This is a genomic window from Raineya orbicola, assembly GCF_002843425.1.
GTDB lineage: Bacteria > Bacteroidota > Bacteroidia > Cytophagales > Thermonemataceae > Raineya > Raineya orbicola.
Window position 1 is genome coordinate 1 of the sequence record NZ_NKXO01000012.1, and the last position, 19,647, is coordinate 19,647.

Annotated in this window: 22 protein-coding genes and 1 tRNA gene; 16 read left to right on the forward strand and 7 right to left on the reverse strand. The window is 36.1% G+C overall.

What is annotated here, in order from left to right:
- Window positions 1-197: 197 nt before the first annotated feature.
- Genes Rain11_RS04685 through Rain11_RS04705 form a run of 5 tightly spaced genes read right to left on the reverse strand, consistent with a single transcriptional unit; the run spans window position 198 to window position 4,720 of the window.
- Complete coding sequence (locus Rain11_RS04685; protein ID WP_101358186.1) at window positions 198-776, reverse strand: Uma2 family endonuclease; 579 nt, start codon at window positions 774-776, stop codon at window positions 198-200.
- Window positions 777-780: 4 nt separating this feature from the next.
- Window positions 781-1,350: a Uma2 family endonuclease gene (locus tag Rain11_RS04690; RefSeq protein WP_101358187.1), complete on the reverse strand. Its 570-nt coding sequence runs from the start codon at window positions 1,348-1,350 to the stop codon at window positions 781-783.
- A 4-nt stretch (window positions 1,351-1,354) separates the two neighbouring features.
- Entirely contained in the window at window positions 1,355-1,921 is a 567-nt protein-coding gene (locus tag Rain11_RS04695) for a Uma2 family endonuclease (RefSeq protein ID WP_101358188.1), read from the reverse strand.
- Window positions 1,922-1,953: 32 nt separating this feature from the next.
- Window positions 1,954-2,622, reverse strand: a complete 669-nt coding sequence (locus Rain11_RS04700; RefSeq protein ID WP_101358189.1) for a carotenoid biosynthesis protein — start codon at window positions 2,620-2,622, stop codon at window positions 1,954-1,956.
- Window positions 2,576-4,720 (reverse strand): OmpA family protein, encoded by a 2,145-nt coding sequence (locus tag Rain11_RS04705; protein ID WP_101358190.1) that lies wholly within the window; start codon window positions 4,718-4,720, stop codon window positions 2,576-2,578. Before Rain11_RS04705 ends, Rain11_RS04700 begins: the two co-directional genes overlap by 47 nt.
- A 130-nt stretch (window positions 4,721-4,850) precedes the next feature.
- Here Rain11_RS04705 and Rain11_RS04710 point away from each other — a divergent pair, with 130 nt between their 5' ends.
- From Rain11_RS04710 to Rain11_RS04760, 10 genes are all read left to right on the forward strand, one after another.
- Window positions 4,851-5,690, forward strand: coding sequence for a DUF1186 domain-containing protein (locus Rain11_RS04710; protein ID WP_101358191.1), 840 nt, complete (start codon window positions 4,851-4,853; stop codon window positions 5,688-5,690).
- Between the two features lie 44 nt (window positions 5,691-5,734).
- Window positions 5,735-5,805 (forward strand) — tRNA-Cys (locus tag Rain11_RS04715).
- 72 nt (window positions 5,806-5,877) lie between these two features.
- Window positions 5,878-7,161: a bifunctional folylpolyglutamate synthase/dihydrofolate synthase gene (locus tag Rain11_RS04720; RefSeq protein ID WP_101358192.1), complete on the forward strand. Its 1,284-nt coding sequence runs from the start codon at window positions 5,878-5,880 to the stop codon at window positions 7,159-7,161.
- 106 nt (window positions 7,162-7,267) lie between these two features.
- Window positions 7,268-8,482, forward strand: coding sequence for an NADH-quinone oxidoreductase subunit D (locus Rain11_RS04725; protein WP_101358193.1), 1,215 nt, complete (start codon window positions 7,268-7,270; stop codon window positions 8,480-8,482).
- 171 nt (window positions 8,483-8,653) lie between these two features.
- The gene (locus tag Rain11_RS04730; RefSeq protein WP_101358194.1) at window positions 8,654-10,765 is read left to right on the forward strand and encodes a PP2C family protein-serine/threonine phosphatase; all 2,112 of its coding nucleotides are present in this window, start codon (window positions 8,654-8,656) and stop codon (window positions 10,763-10,765) included.
- A gap of 53 nt (window positions 10,766-10,818) precedes the next feature.
- Complete coding sequence (locus tag Rain11_RS04735; protein WP_101358195.1) at window positions 10,819-11,403, forward strand: sigma-70 family RNA polymerase sigma factor; 585 nt, start codon at window positions 10,819-10,821, stop codon at window positions 11,401-11,403.
- A gap of 3 nt (window positions 11,404-11,406) precedes the next feature.
- Window positions 11,407-11,679 (forward strand): anti-sigma factor, encoded by a 273-nt coding sequence (locus Rain11_RS04740; RefSeq protein ID WP_101358196.1) that lies wholly within the window; start codon window positions 11,407-11,409, stop codon window positions 11,677-11,679.
- Between the two features lie 254 nt (window positions 11,680-11,933).
- Entirely contained in the window at window positions 11,934-12,776 is an 843-nt protein-coding gene (locus tag Rain11_RS04750; protein ID WP_243390544.1) for a ribonuclease H-like domain-containing protein, read from the forward strand.
- A gap of 4 nt (window positions 12,777-12,780) precedes the next feature.
- Window positions 12,781-13,314: a SiaB family protein kinase gene (locus tag Rain11_RS04755; protein ID WP_101358199.1), complete on the forward strand. Its 534-nt coding sequence runs from the start codon at window positions 12,781-12,783 to the stop codon at window positions 13,312-13,314.
- A gap of 3 nt (window positions 13,315-13,317) precedes the next feature.
- Window positions 13,318-13,713: a DUF1987 domain-containing protein gene (locus Rain11_RS04760; RefSeq protein WP_101358200.1), complete on the forward strand. Its 396-nt coding sequence runs from the start codon at window positions 13,318-13,320 to the stop codon at window positions 13,711-13,713.
- Here Rain11_RS04760 and Rain11_RS04765 read toward each other — a convergent pair.
- The gene (locus Rain11_RS04765) at window positions 13,710-14,861 is read right to left on the reverse strand and encodes a lycopene cyclase family protein (RefSeq protein WP_101358201.1); all 1,152 of its coding nucleotides are present in this window, start codon (window positions 14,859-14,861) and stop codon (window positions 13,710-13,712) included. The two genes, Rain11_RS04760 and Rain11_RS04765, sit on opposite strands and share 4 nt — an antisense overlap.
- A gap of 158 nt (window positions 14,862-15,019) precedes the next feature.
- Between Rain11_RS04765 and Rain11_RS04770 the strand changes: the two genes are divergently transcribed.
- The 5 genes from Rain11_RS04770 (at window position 15,020) to Rain11_RS04790 (ending at window position 18,782) form a co-directional block, all read left to right on the forward strand.
- On the forward strand, window positions 15,020-15,394 hold the full coding sequence (locus Rain11_RS04770; protein ID WP_101358202.1) for a hypothetical protein: 375 nt from the start codon (window positions 15,020-15,022) through the stop codon (window positions 15,392-15,394).
- A gap of 242 nt (window positions 15,395-15,636) precedes the next feature.
- Window positions 15,637-16,887, forward strand: coding sequence for an ABC transporter permease (locus Rain11_RS04775; protein WP_101358203.1), 1,251 nt, complete (start codon window positions 15,637-15,639; stop codon window positions 16,885-16,887).
- A gap of 114 nt (window positions 16,888-17,001) precedes the next feature.
- Complete coding sequence (locus tag Rain11_RS04780; protein WP_101358204.1) at window positions 17,002-17,451, forward strand: YbjN domain-containing protein; 450 nt, start codon at window positions 17,002-17,004, stop codon at window positions 17,449-17,451.
- Between the two features lie 31 nt (window positions 17,452-17,482).
- Entirely contained in the window at window positions 17,483-18,409 is a 927-nt protein-coding gene (locus Rain11_RS04785) for a hypothetical protein (protein ID WP_101358205.1), read from the forward strand.
- Between the two features lies 1 nt (window position 18,410).
- Window positions 18,411-18,782 (forward strand): DUF2237 family protein, encoded by a 372-nt coding sequence (locus tag Rain11_RS04790; RefSeq protein WP_101358206.1) that lies wholly within the window; start codon window positions 18,411-18,413, stop codon window positions 18,780-18,782.
- Here Rain11_RS04790 and Rain11_RS04795 read toward each other — a convergent pair.
- Complete coding sequence (locus Rain11_RS04795; protein WP_101358207.1) at window positions 18,779-19,288, reverse strand: D-glycero-alpha-D-manno-heptose-1,7-bisphosphate 7-phosphatase; 510 nt, start codon at window positions 19,286-19,288, stop codon at window positions 18,779-18,781. The genes Rain11_RS04790 and Rain11_RS04795 overlap by 4 nt on opposite strands.
- A gap of 87 nt (window positions 19,289-19,375) precedes the next feature.
- On the opposite strand from Rain11_RS04795, the gene Rain11_RS04800 reads away from it, so the two are divergent.
- Window positions 19,376-19,645, forward strand: a complete 270-nt coding sequence (locus Rain11_RS04800) for a heavy-metal-associated domain-containing protein (RefSeq protein ID WP_101358208.1) — start codon at window positions 19,376-19,378, stop codon at window positions 19,643-19,645.
- The last annotated feature ends 2 nt before the right edge of the window (window positions 19,646-19,647 follow it).

A 19,647-nucleotide genomic window follows, 5' to 3' on the forward strand; every position in this document is an offset into this window, starting at 1 on the left:
ACCAATTCAAGGCTTTAATCATACGCTATGAAACCAGAGTAGATACGTGGGTAAATTTGTTAATTTTATCCTTTATGGTCATTTTTATCCGAAGAATTATCAAAAAAAATAAATCCTAAACAACCTCTAAATTAAAAAAAGGAAAATAAAGAAAGCTCAAAAAGAAACTTTATGTTATTTTCTTTGGTTTGGAGGGGCTATTTATCTTGAAAAGAAATTCCCTTGTAAATTGTATTCAGGGGCAATTCAACTCCTAATTTTTCAAGCCTGATGCTTTCGTTCAGATTTTCAAAGAAGCGGAAAATCCAGAAATCGCCGTTTCGTTCAAAGAGTTCTACTCGTGTTTTTTTGGAAAAGATAAGCAAATAATATTGCAAAGCAGGGATTTTGAAGTACCACGCTTTTTTATCTTGCATATCATAGCTTTGCGTACTTTCGGAAAGCACTTCGGCAATGAGCGAGGGGTATTTGATGAAAGTTTGCTCATCATCGCTAATATCTTCGGAGTGGCAAGTGAGTAAAATATCAGGATATACGTAGTAAGCGTTGGGGGCAAGCTCTAATTTAACATTTTCGGAAAAAACTTCACATTTTTGCTCTGCAAGTATTTCTTGCAAATAGCTCCATAGATTTCTTACGATTTTGTTATGCCGTAAAGTAGTACCTGCCATAGCAAACACTTCGCCGTAGTAATACAGAAAACGTTCTCCTGTTTCTTTTTCAAGGGTTTCGTATTCGGTGAAGGTGTAATGTTGTTTTTTTTCTTGGAGTTGCATATTGTTAGAAGTTAATACCTTTGTAAATTACGTTCAAAGGGAGTTTAAGGTTTAATTTTTCAAGGTTAATGTTATCGGTTAGATTTTCAAAGAAGCGGAAAATCCAGAAATCGCCGTTTCGTTCAAAGACTTCTACCCGAGGTTTTTTGGGAAAAATAAGCAAATAGTACTGCAAAGTAGGGATTTTGAAATACCACGCTTTTTTATCTTGCATATCATAGCTTTGTGTACTTTCGGAAAGCACTTCGGCAATGAGCGAGGGGTATTTGATGAAAGTTTGCTCATCATCGCTAATATCTTCGGAGTGGCAAGTGAGTAAAATATCAGGATATACGTAGTAAGCGTTGGGGGCAAGTTCTAATTTTACGTTTTCGGAAAAAACTTCACATTTTTGCTCTGCAAGTATTTCTTGCAAATAGCTCCATAGATTTCTTACGATTTTGTTATGCCGTAAAGTAGTACCAGCCATAGCGAATACTTCGCCGTGGTAGTACAGGAAACGTTCTCCTGTTTCTTGTTCTAACGTTTCGTATTCGGTGAAGGTGTAATGTTGTTTTTTTTCTTGGAGTTGCATATTGTTAGAAGTTAATACCTTTGTAAATTACGTTCAAAGGGAGTTTAAGGTTTAATTTTTCAAGGTTAATGTTATCGGTTAGATTTTCAAAGAAGCGGAAAATCCAGAAATCGCCGTTTCGTTCAAAGACTTCTACTCGAGGTTTTTTGGGAAAAATAAGCAAATAATACTGCAAAGTAGGGATTTTGAAATACCACGCTTTTTTATCTTGCATATCATAGCTTTGCGTACTTTCGGAAAGCACTTCGGCAATGAGCGAGGGGTATTTGATGAAAGTTTGCTCATCATCGCTAATATCTTCGGAGTGGCAAGTAAGTAAAATATCAGGATATACGTAGTAAGCGTTGGGGACAAGTTCTAATTTTACGTTTTCTGCGAAAACCTTGCATCTGTTTCTAAAAGTATCTTTCAAATAGTATGCAGTTTCAAGAACAATATCATTATGTCTTTTGGTAGTACCAGCCATAGCGAATACTTCGCCGTGGTAGTACAGGAAACGTTCTCCTGTTTCTTGTTCTAACGTTTCATATTCGGTGAAGGTGTAATGTTGTTTTTTTTCTTGGAGTTGCATATGGCTTTGATTTTGGTAAATTTACCCAAATTCTATAAAATTTGCAAGGCAATAAAGAACAAAATCTCACAGAAATATAAAGCAATAGCCACCGAATTAGTTTGAAAAGATTTTGAAAGAGTAAAAATCGTATGCAATATCAAGGCAGTTCCTGCCCAGCCTGCGTAGTTTTGTAAAGGTACGATGCCCCCTGCCCAATCCCAAAAATCAAAACGAATGGCAACGGGTTCTATGAGTACATCTAAACCCACCGTAAGCAATGTAGCAAGCAATATGTGTAACATCGGCGAAATTTTGAACAAACTCACTACCGCCTGACTCGTATAGATTACAATAAGCCAATTGACGGCAATTAGTAGGGGAACACCCCAAATTTTATAGCCCAAAGTGGTTTCGTACCAGTAATTTCCAAAAATAATTTGCGTCTGTACGCCCACGACTTCTATGCCAAAACCTGCAAGCATTACAAAAAGACAAGTTATGATAAACTTTTTTGTCCAATTTTGGTGAAAATGTAGCACCAGAGCTAAGTTAGCAAGCAAATTGAAAGGAACGAGCGAAAGAAAAACATTGCGAGTAAGTTCCCAAGAAAGACCCACAATGCCTGCCAAATGCATAGCTACGAGCAGAAAAATAGCGTTTATTTCTATGAAATTAATCGTCGAAAATGGATTTGAGAGGTTCTTCTTGATTGTTTTCATCAATTTCTAAAACTTGAATACTTACGCCATTATCTTTTTCCGTAGAGCCTTGTATTTGCACACGTTTTTTATCAATTTTTTTACTTATCAGAAAGTTCTGCACGGCTTTGGCTCTTTTTTCAGCTAAAACCAAATTTTGGGAATCTTGTTTATTTCCTTGTGCAAAAGCAATGATTTTGATAGCTACGTCAGGATTGTTTTCCATAGTTTTCTGCAAAACCTCCAATTCTGCGAAGCTATTTTTAGTAGGTTTATCGCTATTTTTCTCAAATAAAATTTGTGTGAGGTATAATTCATTTTTTCGTAAAGGTTTAAGACGAAAAAGCTTGAAAGTACGGTCTTTTTTATCGGCAACTTTTATGATTTCTGCATCACCAAAATAACCTTTTGTCCATACGGAAACCTCATACGAACCTTTATCCAAATTTTTTTCAAATTTTCCATCAGTATCTTGGTTGAATATTACTTTCTTGGCAGTAGTATTCACAATTCGCATAAAAACGGGGATTTTAGTTTGCGAAAAATCGTCAATTGCTTTTAAGATTGTAATACTTTTACGTTCGGGGTAGAGGTCAATTTCCAAAGTATCTCCTTCGGGGTGGCTCGCAATTTGTTCGGGAATAAGGGTGATTTCGGTGGTTTCAAAACCTTGCTTACTCACCGTGATTTGATAGTGCAAACGTTTATTGAAAAAATGCCTTGTGTTGCCATTTACATCTGTAAAATATACAGCAGTTTTTTGTTCGGTATTGATTTTAATTTCGGTGAGTGGTACAGGTTCGTTATTAGTTTCGTTGCGTGTGAGAATAATCATTTCATTGAAGCTACTCAATGGTTTTCGGGCAATTACTTCATAAATATCATCTTTGCCGGGTCCATCGCCTCGGTTAGAGGAAAGGAAGCCTCTTTTCGTTTTCGGATTGAAGAAAAATCCAAAATCATCTTTAGTAGAATTGATAGGGTAACCTAAATTTACCGGTGCAAGTAACTTGCCTCCTACGTTTTCTGCTATAAAAATATCTAAGCCGCCCAGTCCGCCGTGTCCGTTAGAAGCAAAATACAAATTTCCTTTGCTATCCACATAGGGAAAAACTTCGTGCCCGCGTGTGTTGAAAGTTTCGCCGAGATTTTGAGGTTCGCTCCACTTGTCGTTTTCAAAGCGAGAAACCCACAAATCCATTCCGCCGTGTCCGCCTGTTCTATCAGAAACAAAATAAAGTGTTTTGCCATCGGGGCTGAGAGCGGGGTGCATCGTAGAAAAATCAGCAGAATTGTGGGGAAATTCTTTTTCTTTGCCCCAAGTCCCATTTGCTTGTTTGTAGGCAAAAAAGAGTTTTAGTCTATTGAATTTGCTTGTGGAAGCAGGTGTTTTGGCATCAGCGGTGGGTTTAGACTTTTTTTGGCTGTTGCGGGTGTAAATAATGGTATCGCCTTTGGCTGAAAATACCGCAGGACCCTCGTGGTAGTTTGTTTTTTGTGAAAGAGGAAAAGGCTTTACTTTCTTTTTTTCATACATAAAAAGTTCCACAAAAGGAGAATTGTCCCACTGAAATTGTGTCCGCGAACGATAGTTTCGGTTTGAGGCAAAAACAATATTATTGCCACAATATACGGGTGAAAAATCAGATTCCGTGGAATTGAAGGGGGCTAAACGAATTTCATAATTCAAAGAGTCCTTGTAGAAATCTTGCAGATTTTGATAGGCAAGTGAAAAAGCCAAAGCCCTGCTATCATCTTTTACTTGCTTGGCATAGGCATTGTACCAAAGTTGGGCTTCGGCGTGCTTGTTGTTGCTGGCGAGGGCTTGGGCGTAATAAATTTTATCTTCGGGGTCTGTAATGGGTGAATGTACCACTTTGGCATACCAAATTTCTGCATTTTCGGTATCTTGCAATTTACGGTAGCAGTGGGCAATTTTTTCTTTGATAATAATATTGGCTGTGTCGTTTTGAAAGGCTTTCTGATATAACTCTAATGCTTTTGCATATTGCATTTTTTTGTAAGCCTTCTGAGCCTCTTCAAAGTTTTTATCTGCTTTGGGTTGTGCCCAAAGTCCAAAGCTCAACAGAAATAAAGTAAGGCTGATAAAATTTTTCATTGTTACTAAGTTCAATTTGAGTTTTGAGCTAAAATTACATATTTTTGGATAAATTTAAGCAATTTTTTGTTGAAAAGTTTTTTTATTTTGACAAAATTGCTATTTTCACAAACAAAATATAATTTTTCTAATGCAATTTCAATATTCTATTGTTCAAGAACTTTACGGCAACGATTACCGCATAGCTCGTGAGGTAATTCAGGAAATTAGGCAGTTAGGCTCGGCAGTAGAACAAGATTTGCTTGCTATTCTTGATGATGCCTTCCAAAATGCTGACTACTACGAAACTTTGCCTTCGGACGAAGGCAGATTTGCACCTTTGCACGCTGTTTTGTTATTGCGTGAAATTAGAAGCGGTAAAGTATGTAAGAAAATTTTGCAAATGCTTCAAGGTGATATTTGGGATATTGATCGCCTCTTTCACCCCGATTTTCTCACCGAAGAAATTTGGACGTATATTTGCCATTTAGGTCATCAAGACCTTGATGCCTGCAAAAGCATACTTTTTGAAGGTAATGCAGATGTGTATGCTCGTACAGCTATTTCTACGGGGCTTGCTCAAATGGCTTTGCATTATCCTGAAAAGAGAGAGAGTATCAAGAAAATTTACAAAAAGATTTTAGATTTTATTTTGGCGGAAGAGAGCCTTGAAATTTTAGCAGATGAGGAGGGTATTTTTGGCGATGAGCCTGATTTTGAAGCAGATATTGAGTTTATTTCTAATTTCGCTTGCGACCTCTTGGACGCTGATTTCAAAGAGTTTCAGACAGAATTGGATAGTCTTTTTGAAAACGGCTTGATTGATGAGGAAATTTTAGAGGAAACAAATGCTGTATTCAAGAAAAATCCACTTTCCTACAAAAGCATTGAAGAGTTTTATTTAGAAATGGAAAAATCCGCTCAAAGTGCTTTGGAAGAAGTTGATGAAGAGGAAAATGATGAACCCAAAATCAAAAAAATGAAGGAATAATTTGCAAGAAACAAAACTTTTGCTTACCTTTGCAGTCCTTAAATGGTCGAATGGCCGAGTGGCTAGGCAGAGGTCTGCAAAACCTTTTACAGCGGTTCGAATCCGCTTTCGACCTCTTAAACCCTAAGAGTTTTCTTGGGGTTTTTGTTTTTTATACTCTGCATTTAATTTTACACAATTTACTAAAATGACTTTCCAAGAAGCTACTGATTTTCTCTTACAAAAATTGCCTATTTTTCAAAATATTGGCGGGCAAGCCTACAAAAGTGGGTTAGAACGCATACAATTGCTTTGTAATGTACTGAAAAATCCTGAAAAGAAATTCAAATCAATTCATATTGCAGGTACCAACGGAAAAGGTAGTACTTCGCATTTTTTAGCATCTATTTTGCAAGAAGCAGGGTACAAGGTAGGACTAACTACTTCGCCACATCTTAAATCTTTCACAGAACGCATCAAAATCAACGGAAAAGAAATAGAACAAATCGCTCTTGCTGATTTTGTGAGTAAATATCAAAACCTTATAGAGCAAACGCAAGCCTCATTTTTTGAGGCTATGATTGCACTTGCTTTTTGGTATTTTGCAGAAAATCAAGTAGATATTGCTGTGGTAGAAACAGGTATGGGGGGAAGGTTAGACGCTACGAACATCATTTTACCTGAAATTTCCGTTATTACAACCATAGGCTATGACCATCAGCAGTGGCTTGGAAATACGCTTGCTCAAATTGCGTCTGAAAAAGCAGGCATTATTAAACGCCAAACACCCATAGTGATTAGTGAAAAACACCCCGAAACCATTTCTGTTTTCATACAAAAAGCTCAACAAGAAAATGCTCCTATTTATTTTGCACAGGAAAATTTTATTTTGTTGGAAAGCCATTTACAAATGCCTTTTTTAGAGCTTATTTACCAGAATACACGTACAGAGCAAATTTTAGATTTACAATCGGGTCTGCTTGGCAATTATCAGAAAAAAAACTTAGTAGGAGTACTTAAAACCATTGAGATTTTGCGGGAAAAAGGCTATCAAGTTTCAGAAAAAGCTCTCAAAGACGGCATAAAAAATGTTATTTCAAACACAGATTTACGGGGTAGGTGGCAAATATTGCAAGAAAATCCTCTGACCATTGCTGATATTGCTCACAATGAACAAGGAATCAGGGAAGTCGTAGAGCAAATCAATCAGACACCTCATCAAGATTTGCATTTGGTTTTGGGTTTTGTGAGTGATAAAGATGTAGAAAAATTGCTGTCTATTTTTCCGAAAAAAGCCTCATTTTATTTCTGCCAACCGAATATTCAGCGGGCTATGCCTGTGGAGAAGATTAGTTATTTTGCTGATAAAATATCTTTGAAATACAAAGTTTTTAATAGTGTAGTTGATGCTTATATTTTTGCACAAAAACAAGCACAGAAAGACGATTTGATTTTTGTAGGAGGAAGTACCTTTGTAGTTGCAGAAATTTGAATTTTTTGATTATTTTTAGGACGAACAGCGTAGAAGTTTAAGAGGGGTTTCTCAAAATATTTAGGTCTTAAATTTTTACTTATCTTTACGAAACTATTAGAATTTTATGTCCAAAGTGCAATATATCTATCGCGATGAGCATTTTCAAAATTCTGAACCTACTAAATTTCAGGAAATAGATTTGGCTGATGATGAAATGCTTATCAACTTTGGTCCTCAACACCCTTCTACACACGGGGTTTTGCGTTTGGAAGTAATTACAGATGGAGAGCTTGTAAAAAAAGTTGTGCCTCATATTGGTTATTTACATAGATGTTTTGAAAAGCACGCCGAAGCCTTACCCTACAATCAAATTATTCCCTACACCGACAGAATGGACTATGTAGCGGCAATGAATAATGAATGGGCTTTTGTAATGGGGGTTGAGCGTATGCTTGGCATTGAAAAAGATTTGCCCAAGCGTGTAGAATACATCAGGGTTCTGGTGGCAGAACTGAATCGGCTTGCTTCACATTTTATTGCCATTGGTACGTATGCTATTGATATTGGTGCTTTTACGCCTTTTTTGTGGATGATGCGAGATAGAGAGCATATCTTGCGTATGTTAGAATGGACTTGTGGTGCGAGATTGCTCTACAATTATATCTGGATAGGGGGGCTTTTTTACGACTTACCTATTGGTTTTGAGGAAAAATGCCAAGAGTTTATCCATTACCTTTTGCCTAAATTGCAAGAAACCGAAACCGTGCTTTTAGAGAATAAAATTTTTATTCAAAGAACTGCCAATGTGGGGGTATTGCCCTTGCAGGTGGCTATCAATTATGGTGTTTCGGGACCTATTTTGCGGGCTTCGGGGCTAAAATACGATTTGCGAAAAATAGATGCTTATTCCGTATATTCGGAAATAGATTTTGATGTACCCATAGGGCAGGGTATTGTAGGAAGTGTGGGCGATTGTTGGGATAGAACCTGGGTGCGTATGCAAGAATGTAAAGAAAGTGTGAAAATTATTCAGCAATGTCTGCAAAAACTTACTACTGACTGCAAACGAGGTAAAGAATTTGACCCACAGGCGCTTGTTCCCAAGAAAATTCGTCCCAAGGCAATGGACTTTTATATCCGAGCAGAAAACCCCAAAGGAGAACTTGGTTTTTTCTTTCGCAGTGATGGTAAAACAGATATTCCATTTCGTTGCAAAGCTCGTGGAGCTTCCTTTTGCAACCTTTCTGTACTGCCTGCACTTACTGAAAATGTACTCATTGCCGATTTAATAGCTATCGTTGGCTCACTAGACTTTGTAATGGGTGAAGTGGATAGATGAATGATGATGATGAGACATTAGAATATTTAGACATAAGGCATTTTGTTTGCTCTATTTTGATATTTCAACTATGTTTGATATTCAGTTAGGGAGGAAAAATTAACTTTTTAACCGAAACTATTTGTTTGCTCACGTAAATTTTCGTAATTTTTCACGGAAACAATTTCTGCTTTGTTCAAAAAAATTTACATAGCGAGTATTTTTTTGCTCTTTGGGCTTACAAGTTGTTGGAAAGAGAAACAGCATTTTGTAGCCCGAAAGGGGGTTTTAGACCTTTCTAACGAAAAAAAAATAGAACTCTTACGATTGAAAGGAGAGTTTTTTTTTGCTTGGCAGAAAGAATTTTCACCCAAAGAAATTTTGCGAAGCCAAACCTTTTTGCCCCTTCCTACCGAGTGGAACAAAAAGGGCTATCCACCGCAGGGCTTTGCTACATACAGCCTACTTATCAAATTGCCTCGTGGGAGTAAAGATTTAGGTTTGGAACTGCCTAATGTAGCTACGGCATATCGCTTGTGGTTCAATGATTCGCTTTATACAAGTATGGGTAATTTTGCTACCTCGGCAGATAGTTCGGTGGCTTCCTATCAGAAAAATATTATCAAGATACCCAATCAATTTCTTGTAAATAACACCCTACAAATTACACTTCAAATCAGCAATTATGAGCATTTTCGTGGGGGGATTTATTATCCAATGTATTTAGGTGCCTGGCAAGAGGTATATCGGAAGAATAAAAAAATACACGACTTTGAGCTTTTCATAATGGGGGCTTTGGTATTTATGGCGGTATTTCATAGTATTTTGTACTTTTTCCTTTCTCGACGCCAAAGCAATCACGATTCGCTTTACTTGGCTATTATATGTTTGTTGGTAGTTTTAAGAACTTCTTTGTTGAGTGTTGGTTCGCAGTATTGGCGTGAAATTTTCCCCAATAGTAGTTTTGAACTAATGATGAGAACCGAGTTTTTTTCGGCTTATGCTTTACCACTTGCTATTTTGCTTTTTCTTGATGCTCTTTTACCTGGGGTTTTGAGCCGAAAAGCATTTCGCATAGCTGTAATTATGGCTGTTGCGATGCTTTTACTAGCTTTTTTACCTATTCCTACTTATTTGCATACAATTCTTATTTACTACTTGGTGATTTATGCTTTGTATATTTTAGAAATTTATGCTTGCATAAAAGCCAAGCGAAAAGGAGTAAAAGAAGCATATTTGATTCTACTAGCTTTTCTTATGCCTCTGGTTTTCAGTTTTTTAGAAATATTGCATCATCAGGGTATTATTTTATTCAATTATGCCAACATTACTTCGTTGGGAATGCTTTTGTTTTTGTTTTTTCAATCTTTTGTAATTTCTTATCGTATTGCTCGTGCATATGCTCGTGCAGCTTATTTGAGTAAAAATTTAGAAAGGGAAGTTCTGAAAAGAACTCGCGAATTAGAGGAGCAGAAAGAAGAACTCACCCAAAGTAATGCAGCATTGGAAAATGCTAAAAATGAAATTGAACGTACAAGAGAAAATATTTTATCCAGTATTCGCTATGCTCAACGAATCCAGAATGCGATTTTGCCCAGTGAAAAGTATATGAGCAAATTTTTGAAAGAGCATTTTATATTTTATCAGCCTCGTGATGTAGTGAGTGGAGACTTCTATTGGTTTCAGGGAGATGAGAATTGTTTTTACATTGCTGTTGCCGATTGTACAGGACACGGCGTGCCAGGAGCTATTATGGCTACTATGGCAAACATCAGTTTGGATTATGCTTTTTTTAGAAAGGAGCATCAAAACTTGGGCGAGCTACTTACTATTTTTGATAGGGGGCTTGTCAAATTGCTTCATAAAAATGTTCAGCCTGATGAAGAACCAACCCAAGATGGGCTTGTAATAGCTTTTTGTAAAATCAATATGAAAACGCTTGAGCTACAATATGTTTCAGCAAGTACGCCTGTGTATATCGTAAGAAACGATGTACTTATAGAGCTATCCTTTGATAGGCACATCATTGGAGGAATGAGCAGAGAAGCAAAAGATTTCGTAGAGCAGAGCTTTCAGTTAGAAAAAGGTGATATGTTGTACCTATTTTCTGATGGCTATCAAGATCAATTCGGGGGTGAAAAAAAGAAAAAACTTGGCTACCGAAAATTCAAGGAACTATTGCAGAAAGCCGCTTTGATGAAAATAGATGAACAAAAAATTTTCTTGGAAAAAGAATTTAACGAATGGAAAGGCAATTTTAGTCAGATTGATGACGTGCTGGTTATAGGGATAAAAATTGAATAGAGTATAACAAAATTTCTAAAAAAGCGTTATCTTAACAGGCTTTTTGAATTTTTATGGAAACTACTACCTACACCGAAGCCGAAAAGCATAAAATATTCAATGAGGAACTTATCCCCCATTTGGATTCTATGTATAATTTTGCTTTTCGGCTTACCCTTGATGAAGATGATGCCAACGATCTTGTCCAAGATACTTATCTGAAAGCCTTTCGTTTCATAGACTCCTTTGAAAAAGGAACTAATGCCAAGGCTTGGTTGTTTAGAATATTAAAAAATAGTTTCATCAACGATTTTCGCAGAAAAAGCAAACAACCATCAAAAGTTGATTATCAGGAAGTTGAAACTTATTACAATTCCGAAGAGTTTGAGCCAGAAATTGAAGCTACTACCGACTTACGCAATGAAACCGTCCAAGAACTTATAGGTGATGAAGTAGCTAATGCAATCAACTCATTGGACGTAGATTTTAGAATAGCTATCATTCTTTGCGATATAGAAGGATTTACTTACGAAGAAATGGCAAAAATTCTGGATATTCCAATAGGTACGGTGCGTTCTCGTTTGCATAGAGCCCGTGGTTTATTGCGAGAAAAACTCACTGATTACGCTAAAAAACTCGGTTATTTGCAAAAATCTTGAAATATGAAGCCGCAAGAAACTACACCTAAATCACAACCTTGTACTTGTTGCTGTATAGAAACGCTCTATACTATTTTGGATAGTGAAAATGTTGTAGAAATTACACCTCAGTTGGTAAGTAAAATTGAAAAATGCCTGCCCTGCTACGAAGAGCACGATTTAGAAAAATCTATCAAAGAATTATTGCAAAGTCGTTTGCAGAAAATTTCTCCCCCCCAAGTTCTTTTAGATACTATCAGGGCTAAAATAGAAATTATCAATAGATTGGCTCAATAATTAGGCTGTTTCGCAAAGAAAATGTTTGTTTTCGTTAAATGTTTTGCCTCCTAATTATGGTTGAAAAATCCTTTGACGAAAAGAATAAAACCCCTCAATTTCTTTTTGAAGTAGGTAGTAGTTTTGAAAACAAGAACTTCAAAATTTCCTATTTTTTGCAAAAGCGATTTTGTTAAAAAAACACTTTTTTTTCTTGTCTTTTTGCTCTGAAAAGCATATATTTTCGCATTTAACACAAAATTTACGAAAATTTTATGATGTATAGCAAAGAGCAAATTACGAGAATGTTATTTTTGGACATTGAAACAGCACGAGCTACCCAAAATTTTCAGGAACTTTCCGAAGGAATGCAAAAAATGTGGGAATATAAGTCCCAGAACCTTGAACCCAAAGAAGCTACCGCCGAGGAAAAATACTACGAAAGAGCCGCTATCTATGCAGAATTTGGAAGAATTGTGTGTATTAGTTGTGGTTTTATCTATGAAAAAAATGAGCAGTTGTATTTCAGGGTAAAATCTTTTTTTGGCGAAAATGAAAAGCAAATTCTTACAGAGTTCAAAGAGTTTTTAGATAAAAAAGCAGGCAAAATAGATGGCTACGGTAACTTGATTGATAAAAATGGTAAAAGAATTTTTGATACCAATGGTAATAAGTTGAGTAACGAATGGCTTTTTCATTATTTAGTAGCTCATAATGGAAAAGAATTTGATTTTCCTTATTTGTGTCGTAGGTATATGGTCAATCAGTTGGCTTTGCCCGAAGCCCTTGAAATTCGTGGAAAAAAACCTTGGGATATTCAGCACCTTATAGATACAATGGAACTATGGCGTTTTGGAGATATAAAGAATTTTACAAAATTAGAACTGCTTTGTCATCTATTTGAAATACCAACCCCCAAAGACGATATAGACGGTAGTATGGTGAGCAGGGTTTTTTGGGAAGAGAAAAATTTTGATAGAATTGCTAAATATTGTGAAAAAGATGTTGTCGCAACCGCCCAATTGATGCTTAAATTTAACTTGTTTGACATTTTTCCGCAAGAAAATGTTGTTTATTCCGAGAAAAATGCTTATGCCAATACAATTACGATAAATTAGAATTATGCAAAATTTATTTGAAAATTTGTCTGATAACGTATTATTTCTCTACAAAGGCATTTTTTCGTATCCCGTGATTGTAGAAATCAGTCATCATATACGAAATGATTTGATGTTAGATGAGAAACTGCGTGAAAAGCTATTTGCCATTTTTGTAGAACTTGCTCAAAATGTAAATTCTTATTCGCAACAACGCACCAAGGTTTCTATTATCAACAAAGAAGTTGGCATTGGAGTTTTTTACATCACGGAGCATAAAAATTACGTAAAAATTACTACACTCAACCAAGTGGATAATGAGCAATTGCAAAGGCTACAAGATAGAGTTCATAAAATCAATTTATTAGACAGAAAAGGTTTGCGAAACCTAAAAATGAGTTTTCGTGATGAAGCTATCCAAGACCACGCTAATAGCGGAAATGTAGGATTGGTGGAAGTAGCTCTAAAAACTGCAAACCCTATTCTTTTAGATACTATTCATTTTCAAAATGCTCAATATGCTCTCATTACTGCTCAAATTAACAAAAAAACAGATTGAGTTATGGAAGATTTGATTATCAGAGGTGAAAAAAAAACCTACTTTACGCCTGACGTAAATTTTTCGGCTTCTACGGGAATTTGTACTATTTCTGGCGAATCGTATCAGGAAGAGACTTTTGAGTTTTTCAATAGACTTATTGCTTGGTTAGAAGAATATATTGTAAAAATACGCAAACCTATTGAAATGAATTACAAACTTACTTATTTCAATACTTCTTCGGCAAGAGCTATTCAGGAAATGGTGATTATGCTCAAAAAGTATAAAGACCAAGGGGGAAATGTAACTATCAACTGGTATTATGTAGATGAAGAAGATAGCACTTATGAAGAAGCCGAAGATATGCAAGCACAAGTAGGTATCAGGTTCAATATGATAAAAATGGAAGGGAACGATTAGCTTCTATTTTTCCAATTTTCAAAAATTGCCTGTAAGAATGGTTTCCAAGGCATAGCATTCATTATTTGTACATCTTCGTACCAATTGCTTTCTTCGTCTAAAAATCTAAAAATTCGCTGGATAGGGTGTTTGGCAAAAAGTATGCTAAACACTCTTTCGCTACTCATTCGGTTATGCTCTATTACATTAAGCAAAGCACTATCATACAGATGATACAGGGGTTTTTCTTTGGGTAAAATAGCTTTACCGCTTTTGGCGAGATTTTCTGCAATGAAATGCGTTTGTCTTTGTATTCTATCAAAGGCAAAGCCCGTACTGGCTTTTGCCGCTCCTGCTCGCGTGCCGATAGGGATAATTCTTTGAGATTTTTGGCTTAAAAATGGCTCGTCAAACATAGGAATAACCCCAAATTCAGTTTCACTGATTTCATAGTTTTGCAAGCCTAAAATATTTTCGGTATAGTTTTGCAATTCTGTTAAATATTCTTGCGAGCCAAGTAAATGATTGGAAAACACGGTGAATTCTACCAGAGCCTCTTGCGAGCTAAAAGGTAGCACATAACCAAATCGGACTTCACGCTCTTTTTGAGGTACGCGAAAATCCATATAATACATTTTATCCGCTTCAAATTTTGTTTCTTGTGTTTTCAGAAACCAGCCTTTGAAATGCTGAAACCAATAAAAATACCCTTTTTTACGTTCAAAGTTTTGGGGCAATTGCCAAAGCCCATTGAAAACATACCTTGCTTTTATTTCGCCTTGGGAAGTCTGTAAAATAACTTCATCGCTATTTTCTTGCATCTGATATATTTCTGCTTGCAGAAATTCAAAATCGCTATTTTTTTGGATAAAATTTTGTGTGTAAAGATAAAAATCAATGCCACGTATCATTTTGTAGTGATACGGTGCAATGTCTAAAGTTTTTTCCAAAAAACGGCTGAAAAAAGCTATTTTTTGCCATTTGCGAAAAATAATCTCTTCGAAAGGGGAGGTTTTTTTTTGCCAAAAACACCAAGTTCTATCGTTCTGATTTTTGAGGTTCTTATCTATGAGAAGTATTTTTTGATTTCGTAAAGAAGTTTGAGCCAAATAAAATGCCAAACTCAATCCTGCCGCTCCTGTGCCTGCAATCACGTATGGGTAAGTCATAAATTTTGAGTTAAAGTTTTGTTTTTCAAAGAATTTGTTTTAACTTTGGTGCAAATAAAAGACTTTTTTCTCTCTTAAAGCATATTTGAGGTATTTTGTTTGTCTGAAAATATAATTTCTGGGTTTTACATTTTGAACAAAACTTAATTTTTTTCTAAATGCCCTTTTTGAAGTATTTTTTGAGCATTCTATTGTTGCTTGCGGTACTTTCCACAAGTGGGCAGTCTTTGGTAATGAGTGGAAACGAAATTTTTGAACAAGAAAGTATTCCTCGCAAAAGCAAAGAAAAGGACAAAAATACTGAAAAGAAATATGTAAAAAATAAAGGGGAAGTTAAAATTCCTATTCTCAAAAAAGAAAACAATGGCACTCCTACGAATACCCCAAACAAGGAAAATAAACTAACTGAAAACGATAAAAAGCCTAAAATCAATACTACTTCGCAAGAAAATCCACGGGAAAGCAATACTTTAATGGAGGTTTTTTTCTTTATTGTCAAACTTTTTGTCAATCTCTTGCAAGTATGGGCTTAACTGATAAGGATTTGAAGGCTAAAAAAATTTGTTTTTTTGTGATTATTTACGTTCAGAAAGTTCAGCGTTGAGTTCAAGATTATTTGCTATTTTTGTATCTCACATCAGTTTTCTAAAAATCCTGTTTCTTGCTTCTTTTTTCTTGTTTCTATATGAGTATCTTTGGTTAAGCTCTAAACATCTAAGAGCAAATACAAGATTTTGCTTATCTTTGCGTTGAATGTGTATATTTTCTACTATCTATGCTACTGCTTACTCGTCTGATTTGGGAAAGTTTTTCTTTTGCACTGCAAGCTCTACGGGCTAATCTTTTGCGTACTGTTTTATCGCTTTTGGGAGTAACGATAGGGATTTTTGCTATTATTACCATTTTTACAGTGGTAGATTCTTTGGAGCGAAGCATCAGGCAAAGTTTGGCTTTTTTGGGTGATAAAGTGATTTACGTACAAAAATGGCCTTGGATTTTCGGACCTGATTATCCTTGGTGGCGATACATCAACCGCCCTGTGGCAAATTTAGAGGAAATGAAGTTTTTAGAGGAAAATCTAAAAACAGCTTCAGGGGTAGCTCTATATGTGGTACGTCCTAATGCAACTGCCAAATACTTGGGCAATAGTATGGAAGGGGTGAGCGTGATAGGGGCAACGTATGGCTATTCCAAGGTTTCGGAGGTAAAGATTCGTGAAGGGCGATATTTTTCACAAAAAGAAGTAGAGGCAGGCAGAAATATAGTGCTGATTGGTGATGAAGTAGCCAAAAAACTTTTTACAGGGCAAAACCCTTTGGGAAAGGAAATTCGTGTCAAAGGACAAAAATTTACCATTATCGGAGTAATGGAAAGAGAAGGAGAGAATTTCTTGGGAGCTCCTCGTCGGGATATTCAGTGTATTATTCCGTATGGTGCTTTTACGAGAATGTATAAAATTAGCATTTTTGGTATTCAGCCAACAATTTCTTTGAAAGGTTTTGATGAAGACAAAGACCTGATGAATCTTGAAGCAGAAACTCGTAGTTTGATGCGAATTAAAAGGGGCTTAAAGCCCAAAGATGAAGATAATTTTGCTCTTAATCGCCCTGAAATGATTGCCCGTGAGGTAAGTAGCATTTTTGGTGTTATTAGTTTTGCAGGGGCAATTATCGGTTCTTTTGCGATACTGGTTGGGGTTTTTGGTATTGCCAATATTATGTTTGTTTCAGTAAAAGAGCGGACGCACATTATTGGCATACAAAAGGCTTTGGGGGCAAAAAACTATTTTATTCTTTTTCAATTCCTTTTTGAAGCTATATTTTTGAGCCTAATAGGTGGGGCAATTGGCATAGGTCTGGTATTCTTGATAACACTTATCCCCCAAGAATCCCTTGAACTGCAAATGAGCCTAAAAAATATACTTGTTGGTTTTAGTGTTTCGGCTATGGCGGGGCTTATTGCGGGTATTATTCCTGCTTGGAATGCCTCTACATTAGACCCCGTGGAAGCCATCAGAAGCAAGTAGTCTTTTGTTGTATTATCCTTTTTTTTGAACTTTTTGAAAAAAAGGTATAAAATTTGCTTTTTCTTGAAAAAGTCTTATTTTTGAGCAATTTATGTTTCAGAAAATTTTAGGCTTATGTCGCATTTAGATTATATCAGAACCGTAGAAGACGCTTTCAAGAAACTGGGAATTAACCCCAACGATGCTAAAGCCCCTATTCAAGGAGCTTGGATATTCAAACGTGGCTCAGCTACAATTCGAGTGATGCTTAACTCTACACCCACTTCCGAAGGAGAGCAAAAAACCCTTGCTATGATGGCTCATATTTCAGAAATGCCTCGCCGCAAACAAAGGCAATTCTTCCGCCGCCTGCTGGAAATGAATAGCTCTTTTATTACCGAAAGATTTGAAATTTTTGATAACGAAATTTATCTAACCGCTTCACGTTATTTAGAAGGTTTAGATTCAGATGAAGTAGTAGATATGATGAAAGAAATCAGCGAAACAGCGGATTTCGTAGATGATAGAATAAAAAAAGAATTCGCCGATGCCTTCGGACCGCCTCAACCTAAAAGTAAAAAATAAATCCATTAAAATTCTCTAAAATCTGAGAACTATGAGAAAATTATGTTTATTATTCCTTCTTGCTTGTGCAAATTTACTTTTGGCACAAGATTTCAAAGTGCTGCACAGCTACGGAAATAACACCCTTAAAACGACCAAGAAAAAAATTTTCATTGGTACTTCCCTTAAAAATTCTGATGTTATTGTAGTGGGTGAAAATAGCTATATCAATCTGATGCACGAAAAAACAGGCAAAACCCTTGAAATTAAGCAAAAAGGAGAGTATTTGTTAGGCAACTTCAAAGTTCCTGCACAAGGTTCTTCTACGTTTGCCAAGTACGGAAGTTTTGTGCTTGGTGAAATGACCAAAGCTGAAAAGCAAGACATCAACAAAAATCATCGTAAATATATGGCTATGACAGGAGCAGTTTCTCGTGAGAGGAAATCTATTAGTATAGACAAAGCTATACCCCTGGTTGTTCCTCCAGAAAGCGAAAACTCTTATCTGTTCGGCAATAGTACAACAATTGTTTGGGTAGGTGAGGAAGGTAAAAAATACTATGTGCGAATAAAAACACTTGGCGGCGAAACAGTAGCTCTTTTAGAAGTTACCCAGCCAAAGTTTACTTTTAATTTTAGCTTGCTCAAAAAAAATAAAGACGGATTGGCGAATTATGAAGTGCTTGTATATGAAGCCGAAAATGAGAATGTAAAAGGCAGTTTTAACATTAGTCTTTTGGAAGCTCGCAACAGAAGCAACATAGAGAAAGAAATTAAAGACTTTCGCCCCGAAACAGCAATGGATTACTTGATACTGGCTCGTTTCTTTGAGGAGAATAAGCTACTATTTGATGCTCTTTCTTGCTACGAAAAAGCCCTTGAAATGCAAAATGATGAGTTTATCAAAACAACCTATATGGAGTTTTTGGTAAGAAACAGAATGGGATACACATACGCAGAAAACCAAGAGAAAAAATAAAATGGGACAGCTAAATGTTTTCGGTGAGCCACTCAAAATTTGTAGCGAAAAGCCACTTACAGGATATTTTCGCGATGGTTGTTGCAATACCGATGAAACTGATGTTGGCTCACACACGGTTTGTGCAGTGGTTACGGAAGATTTTTTGATATTTTCTTTGGAGCAAGGCAATGACCTTATTACGCCTGCTCCTTGGTATCAGTTTGAAGGTTTGAAACCCGGTGATAGATGGTGTTTGTGTGCTTCTCGTTGGTTAGAAGCTTATCGGGCTGGTAAAGCTCCCCTTGTAGATTTAGAGGCGACCAACGAAAAATGTCTTGAAATAATACCAATGAAAATACTTTTGCAATTTGCAGTGAGAGAAAATGCTTAGCTACTTAAAATTTTCTGCGTAGCTTCCCACAGATTTTCTGCATAAAAATCTACTTGTAATTCGCTGGTATAAGAACCTACTTTAATCGTTTTGATACCTAATTTTTGAGCAGGAATGAGGTCTCGGTCATTATCGCCTACCATATACGAAAGGGAAGGAGCAACATTGTAACGTGCTATCGCTCTTTCAAAAAGCAGACTTTCAGGCTTACGGCTTAATGAATTCGTATAATATCTATTGTAAGGCGAATAATACAAATCGTCTATCAAGTTTCCACATTTTTCTTGCAGAAAATAATGGCATCGCCAAACATCTTGAGCCGTATAAGTTCCTCGGGCTATGCCCCCCTGATTAGTAATAATAACCAAATAAAAACCTGCTTCTTTGAGCAATTTCAAAGCCTCACAAACTCTGTATTCTAAGATAAAATCCTCAATCTTGTAAGTATATTCACCTCTTTCTACATTCAAAACACCGTCTCTATCCAGAAAAACTGCTTTATTCATAGCTGAAAAAAATTATCTTGCAAAATTATCAAAAAAACTGAATTTTTCAAGAAATATTTTTGTTAAAAAAACAAAATCAAGACAATTATGGAATATCACATTCAAGTAGAAAACATCAAATGCGGTGGTTGTATAAATAGTATCAAAAAAGCCGTTTCATCTATTGCAGGCGTTGAAAAAGTAGAAGTAAATAAGGAAACAGAAACCGTTAGCGTTTTGGGGGGCGAAAATCTGCAAGCACAACTTGTAGAAAAACTTGCAGAACTTGGCTATCCCGAAAAAGGCAATAATAACCTTTGGCTCAAAGCCAAATCTTTTGTGAGTTGTGCTGTGGGGAGAATTAATAAAGAGGATTAGCA

Bases quoted from the DNA above. Each gene is read 5' to 3' on its own strand.
- Rain11_RS04685 (WP_101358186.1), bottom strand. From the start codon at position 776: ATGCAACTCCAAGAAAAAAAACAACATTACACCTTCACCGAATACGAA.
- Rain11_RS04690 (WP_101358187.1), bottom strand. From the start codon at position 1,350: ATGCAACTCCAAGAAAAAAAACAACATTACACCTTCACCGAATACGAA.
- Rain11_RS04695 (WP_101358188.1), bottom strand. From the start codon at position 1,921: ATGCAACTCCAAGAAAAAAAACAACATTACACCTTCACCGAATATGAA.
- Rain11_RS04700 (WP_101358189.1), bottom strand. From the start codon at position 2,622: ATGAAAACAATCAAGAAGAACCTCTCAAATCCATTTTCGACGATTAAT.
- Rain11_RS04705 (WP_101358190.1), bottom strand. From the start codon at position 4,720: ATGAAAAATTTTATCAGCCTTACTTTATTTCTGTTGAGCTTTGGACTT.
- Rain11_RS04710 (WP_101358191.1), top strand. From the start codon at position 4,851: ATGCAATTTCAATATTCTATTGTTCAAGAACTTTACGGCAACGATTAC.
- Rain11_RS04720 (WP_101358192.1), top strand. From the start codon at position 5,878: ATGACTTTCCAAGAAGCTACTGATTTTCTCTTACAAAAATTGCCTATT.
- Rain11_RS04725 (WP_101358193.1), top strand. From the start codon at position 7,268: ATGTCCAAAGTGCAATATATCTATCGCGATGAGCATTTTCAAAATTCT.
- Rain11_RS04735 (WP_101358195.1), top strand. From the start codon at position 10,819: ATGGAAACTACTACCTACACCGAAGCCGAAAAGCATAAAATATTCAAT.
- Rain11_RS04740 (WP_101358196.1), top strand. From the start codon at position 11,407: ATGAAGCCGCAAGAAACTACACCTAAATCACAACCTTGTACTTGTTGC.
- Rain11_RS04750 (WP_243390544.1), top strand. From the start codon at position 11,934: ATGATGTATAGCAAAGAGCAAATTACGAGAATGTTATTTTTGGACATT.
- Rain11_RS04755 (WP_101358199.1), top strand. From the start codon at position 12,781: ATGCAAAATTTATTTGAAAATTTGTCTGATAACGTATTATTTCTCTAC.
- Rain11_RS04760 (WP_101358200.1), top strand. From the start codon at position 13,318: ATGGAAGATTTGATTATCAGAGGTGAAAAAAAAACCTACTTTACGCCT.
- Rain11_RS04765 (WP_101358201.1), bottom strand. From the start codon at position 14,861: ATGACTTACCCATACGTGATTGCAGGCACAGGAGCGGCAGGATTGAGT.
- Rain11_RS04770 (WP_101358202.1), top strand. From the start codon at position 15,020: ATGCCCTTTTTGAAGTATTTTTTGAGCATTCTATTGTTGCTTGCGGTA.
- Rain11_RS04775 (WP_101358203.1), top strand. From the start codon at position 15,637: ATGCTACTGCTTACTCGTCTGATTTGGGAAAGTTTTTCTTTTGCACTG.
- Rain11_RS04780 (WP_101358204.1), top strand. From the start codon at position 17,002: ATGTCGCATTTAGATTATATCAGAACCGTAGAAGACGCTTTCAAGAAA.
- Rain11_RS04785 (WP_101358205.1), top strand. From the start codon at position 17,483: ATGAGAAAATTATGTTTATTATTCCTTCTTGCTTGTGCAAATTTACTT.
- Rain11_RS04790 (WP_101358206.1), top strand. From the start codon at position 18,411: ATGGGACAGCTAAATGTTTTCGGTGAGCCACTCAAAATTTGTAGCGAA.
- Rain11_RS04795 (WP_101358207.1), bottom strand. From the start codon at position 19,288: ATGAATAAAGCAGTTTTTCTGGATAGAGACGGTGTTTTGAATGTAGAA.
- Rain11_RS04800 (WP_101358208.1), top strand. From the start codon at position 19,376: ATGGAATATCACATTCAAGTAGAAAACATCAAATGCGGTGGTTGTATA.